4 protein-coding genes and 1 pseudogene are annotated in these 4896 nt (G+C 39.7%); 2 read left to right on the forward strand and 3 right to left on the reverse strand.

The annotated features are described in order from the left end of the window. The first annotated feature begins 264 nt into the window (after window positions 1–264). Together btgA and btgB are read left to right on the forward strand one after the other, a co-directional pair. On the forward strand, window positions 265–870 hold the full coding sequence (gene btgA / locus ACZMIG_RS14520; RefSeq protein ID WP_487889740.1) for a mobilization protein BtgA: 606 nt from the start codon (window positions 265–267) through the stop codon (window positions 868–870). Next, the gene (gene btgB / locus ACZMIG_RS14525) at window positions 867–1745 is read left to right on the forward strand and encodes a mobilization protein BtgB (RefSeq protein WP_487889741.1); all 879 of its coding nucleotides are present in this window, start codon (window positions 867–869) and stop codon (window positions 1743–1745) included. Before btgA ends, btgB begins: the two co-directional genes overlap by 4 nt. Window positions 1746–2535: 790 nt before the next feature. Here the strand turns inward: btgB and ACZMIG_RS14530 are convergent. From ACZMIG_RS14530 to ACZMIG_RS14540, 3 genes and pseudogenes are all read right to left on the reverse strand, one after another. Next, on the reverse strand, window positions 2536–2946 hold the full coding sequence (locus ACZMIG_RS14530; RefSeq protein ID WP_117830234.1) for a hypothetical protein: 411 nt from the start codon (window positions 2944–2946) through the stop codon (window positions 2536–2538). A 1-nt stretch (window position 2947) separates the two neighbouring features. Next, window positions 2948–4387 carry a C10 family peptidase gene (locus tag ACZMIG_RS14535; protein ID WP_487889742.1) on the reverse strand — a complete coding sequence of 480 codons (1440 nt, stop codon included), beginning with the start codon at window positions 4385–4387 and terminating at the stop codon, window positions 2948–2950. Between the two features lie 174 nt (window positions 4388–4561). Then, window positions 4562–4896: pseudogene (locus ACZMIG_RS14540) on the reverse strand (hypothetical protein); the annotation flags it as partial.

Genomic DNA, 4896 nt, shown 5'->3' on the forward strand with positions numbered 1-4896 from the left:
GTGCCTCGCTCCGACTTCTCCCCGTCCCCCTTGTACGAGCTTTCGCCGTACCGCAGGGGAGGGTGTTCGTCGATTGCTCGGCAGTCGAAAGAATAGCAAGAGGAAACCGGGCTTTGCCCTGTTTTTCCTCTTTCCCTACGGGGTTACTACTGAATATCAGCTGTTTAATTATTTTAACCGCAATTAGTTTGAAATTGTGGTTAAAATAATATCTTTGTAAATCAGAGATTTAATAATATAATTAGCAATTAAAACCGCAATTGTATGGATAAAGAAAGCACCACTTCTGTCACCATTGACCGAAAAACGTTTGCCCGGCTTGACAGGCTGGCAAAGTCCAATAATGTATCAAAGAAAGACTTTCTTTCCTGTGCGCTGGAGTACTTCGAGAAGTACGGCATCAACCCGGTTGAGCATGAGAGCCCGGCAAAGGAAATGCAGAAACTTATCAAACGCTGTGATCAGGTGATAGCGTTCATCAGAAAGCAGGAGCAGGATTTCTTGCGTCCGGCTTGTGAAGCCATGGGCAGTACAAGCATGAGAGTGACCATGAGCATGGACTCGATACTTACGGAAAAAAAGTTCAGCCAATACCAAAAGGACAATGACCTATTCATGCGTGATCTTGCAAGCCTTGCCGGGATAAGGGAGCAGGCTTTGGACCGGGCGGAAAAGGCAGTCGGTCAGTCGAGGGATATGCTTCTGAAGAACCAACAAGCCATTTATGCAAGGCTGGACGCTGTGACGCAAAGGCAGGAGAAGATCTTCTCCTATATCGCAAGCTACATCGATGCGAAAGGAAAAGCCGGGCTTTTCGATGATATAAAAGCCTTGTACAAGGACGAGAAGAACAAAAGGGAAAAGATATGAACGTGAAGATACAGGGAGGCGGTAACGGCACATACGCCAATACAGGCAGTTGTGTTGCGGTGACGAATTATCTCCAGCATGAGGATTTGGAGAGGATGAAGAAAGGGGAGGAGGTGCAGCCGTTCTTCAACCAGTTCCGGGACTACGTGAGCGCAAGGGAGGTTACATTCAAGATAGACAACAACAAGGCTAAGTTAAGCCGGACTGACGCAAAGTTCTATGTTATCACCGTCAGCCCTTCAGAGAAGGAGCTGCGCTGTATGGGCAGGACTCCGCAGGAGCGTGCGGAAGCCTTGCAGCGGTACATCCGGCAGGACGTGATGAGAAACTATGCGGAGGGTTTCGGAAAAGGCTTGAGAAGCGATGATGTGGAATATTACGCAAAGATCCATTTCAACCGGGACGGTGACAGTGACAGCGATATGCACGCACATATCATCGTCAGTCGGAAAGACCGGAGCAACACCAAAAAGTTAAGCCCTAAAACGAATCACACCGGAAAGAAGAACTGCGGCAACGTGAAGGGAGGTTTTGACCGGACGGATTTTTTCCGGAAGTGTGAAAGCTCTTTTGATCGGCGCATGGGGTTTGACCGGGAGCCGGAGGAAAGCTTCGACTATCTTAACGCTGTCAAGAACGGAAGCCCGGCGGAAATAGCCCGGCAGGTGGAACGTGCGGAACGCATCAGAAAGGAGAAATGGGACAATCTCAAAGCGGAGCTTCAATCCCGGCAGGAACCGGAGAAGTCAAAAATTCAACAGGTGGAGAAAACGCCGGACATCGAGCAGCCTATTCCCAAAAAGAAGCAGCAGGAGGAAGATCTGGAACTCCTGAAGAAGCCCAAAAGGAGTAGAGGTTGCGGAATGGGCATGTGATTTTTCTATTTTCCGGCACAAAGGTAACTCCGCACGCCGTATTTGTAAAGGGACGTTTCACTCTCCGGGTAAAAAATCTCCTGTGCTCGCTTCGCTCGTGCGGTATTTTTTACCCTTCGCCCTTGACAAATACTCTGTGCTTCGCTGGCAGGTGTTTAGGAAAAAAGAAAAAAATGTTGTTCTTTGGTTGGTGTCCGTTTTGTCATTTTGTTACCGGGATTTGTCCGCATGGTGGGAGAACCGCACCGATCAGCTGGATATGCAATATCATTTTGTAATAACTGGCAGGTTGTTTTTGTAGTTAATGTTCTGATATCGCTTTCCTTTTGCTCTTAGCCTGTATAAGTGTATATTTCTCGATTTATTAATGAAAAGAAATGTTCGTTTGTTTTATGATTTCATATGGGAAGGGAGATATACAAGTATCCTCCCTTCCCATATAATTTAGTAATTTTTTTCTTCTGCTTGTGTTGTTCTAATAGCTGTTCTTCTGCCTGAATTTGTTGTTAAAGTAAAAACAGAATTATCTTTTGTGTAATATCCTTTACAGAATATAGGAAGTCCAAAATAAACTTCTGAATAATTGATCTTGAAAGCATTTTTTATATCATCTAAAGAATTGATTGGCTTCTCCTTGTGTATCGTCAGAAATAAGATATAGTGTGATTGTTGATTTTTGCAATATTTTTGTGTCTTTAGATGAAAAGTTTCCACCTGCACTAAAAATTATAATAAACGGTAGAGAAAACTATTCCCTACCGTTGTTTCCATACACTATTGTAACAATTACTTATTTATTTTGGCTAATATTCAAACGACATGAATAATTTCGATCTACCATTACTATTTCTAATACTCTGCATTTTCCTGTTTTATTCGGGCTAACATTTATTGCAAATTTTGTCTCCGACTGTTTTACAATCGAAAACCATTCCCCATTAATAGAAAAAGGGAGAGTAGTCTGATTATCAAATTCTATCATTTTACTATTGTCATAAATTTCTGAAAATTTCCAATTCATCCCTTGAGTCGTAGCAGTCAATTGTTTTCCATTAGAATCAACAGTTGTATCATTAATTGATAATCCGATTGTATCAGATTGTTTCCCGTCAATTGTTTCTTCAAATGAAGGTGTTGAGCATGAAGAGAATATAGAGAACATAACAAGTGACAATAGCTTAAGAAAATTTAACCGCTTCATATTACAGTTCTACTTTTAATAGTTTTTTATTATTGTCAAAATCTAAACCTACTTGATCGTAATATCCATCAGAGTATCCATCCCATCCCCAATTTATATGAAAATGCACAACTGTATTAAACAAAGATAAAGGAACTGCATATACATTTTCTGTCGTAATAAAAGTACCATTTATCCAAACATCACGAACAATAACTATAACCATAAAACTCTCAAAGAAACCATCCACAACAAAAGCATGTCCTTCTCCATTGCTGTTTGTCCCTCTCATGTAAAATGGAGCATTAAATGAGGCTGGAGTAAAAAAGCTTGTATGTGGATCAGAGTAATAAGTAGAAAATTCGCTATAATCCTGGACTCCGCTAGTTTTGTATCCATAACTAATGAAAGCATTATTGGCATTATAAATATTAGAACCACTTCCAGAACAGTCATATTTCATATTTACTTTTTGTCCAATATCAGCCATTAATCTTGCAACTTCTTCTCTCCTTTCTTTATCTTCTATAGCTGTTTGGCTTATCCTTTGTTTGCTTGTAAGCAATTTCCAATTATATGTAGGAGGATATTTGTGATAAGCCATGATTTGAGCTATTGCGACTGCGACACATCCAACAGGAGCTTTTCCTGATCCGCATTGAAAAGGAACATTGTTATTGTATGGGCTTCCTTGTCCCCATTTGACAGGAACAAAAAAGCTTTGGGTGCCATCACCTTCTGTTCCTGCAGGATAAACGTATAAACGACCTTTATAAATGAATGTAGTATCCCCACTTTGTTCTGTAGTAGTCATTTCAGGCAAAGGTACAAAAGGGTAATTTAAAAGCGAGTCACTTGCGTCAGGAGGTATTGTTGTTGGATCTCCCCATATAACGTTTGCCCTAGATTTATATTTGGCCTTATAAGTATTCATTAGTTCACTCATCTTATCACGATTACCAAGAATTTCTGTAACCTTTGAGATCTTTTTATTCAAAAATATAGGTAAAAGTCTAATATATTGAGCCAAGCCTTCATTGTATAATGTATCAGCCAAGCTGCCTTGTGGACTATAAGCCAATACGTAAGGATATCTAATATCATCAGATATTAAAGCAAAACCTTCTGATGTCCCTTCTTTTACGATAAATTTATATACGCCAACGGAATCAAGAATTGCAGATCTGCTATTTGATGTAAGAGACATATCTAACTTTCCATCTGCTATAATAGAAAATTTGCATTCAGATCTGCTGCTAGTATTTTTCTGTAAATTTTTTAAATATAAAAGAAGATTTTCTTCAGCAATGTTCCGTGTAACCTTGTACTTATTTTTTTTTAGGATATCAAGATGAGCAAACTCAATTGAATTTTTCTCTTTAGACATAATATTGTCACTATCGTTATTGCAACTTGCAAGAAATAGCAAGATTGTGAAAAGAATAAAAACGTTTTTTTTCATAAGCATATCTTTTTAAGTTTATTTAAAAACGAATCTACAAATTATAAACGAATCTACAAAAAATAATATATTAAATGATATAGGGAAAACTTTTTAAAAGAGTAAAAAGATAAGTATTGTGAATAAAATGAAAGTACGATTCATAGTTATCCTTTGAGTTTAGTAGATGTTTGGTTATAATTCTGTATTTACGCGTATTTTTCCGAAAGTCTTTTGTTCATCACGTACCCGGCATAGTTCCTGATGCGCCTTTTCCTTGTATTCCTGCAAAGCGGAGTTCTCGGAGCGCAGCCGGGCAATCTCCCTTTCTTGTTCTTCGCTTTTTGCTTCTGCCTTTGCTTTTTCTTCCGCAACATGGGCGATCAGTTCCGGCGCAGGGAGTTGTTTTGCGGTCTGTTCCCGAACAGCTTGGAGAAGCTGGCGTACCGCTTCCGTTCCCTCGTTGCTGGTCTGCATGGTTGCTTTTACCTCTTTCAGTTCTCCGATAATCTTTTCCAATGGAGAGTAAT

Source organism: Xylanibacter sp. (genome assembly GCF_057607445.1).

What these genes read in the sequence shown, in the direction of transcription:
- btgA (WP_487889740.1), top strand. Translation starts at nt 265, where the DNA reads ATGGATAAAGAAAGCACCACTTCTGTCACCATTGACCGAAAAACGTTT.
- btgB (WP_487889741.1), top strand. Translation starts at nt 867, where the DNA reads ATGAACGTGAAGATACAGGGAGGCGGTAACGGCACATACGCCAATACA.
- ACZMIG_RS14530 (WP_117830234.1), bottom strand. Translation starts at nt 2,946, where the DNA reads ATGAAGCGGTTAAATTTTCTTAAGCTATTGTCACTTGTTATGTTCTCT.
- ACZMIG_RS14535 (WP_487889742.1), bottom strand. Translation starts at nt 4,387, where the DNA reads ATGAAAAAAAACGTTTTTATTCTTTTCACAATCTTGCTATTTCTTGCA.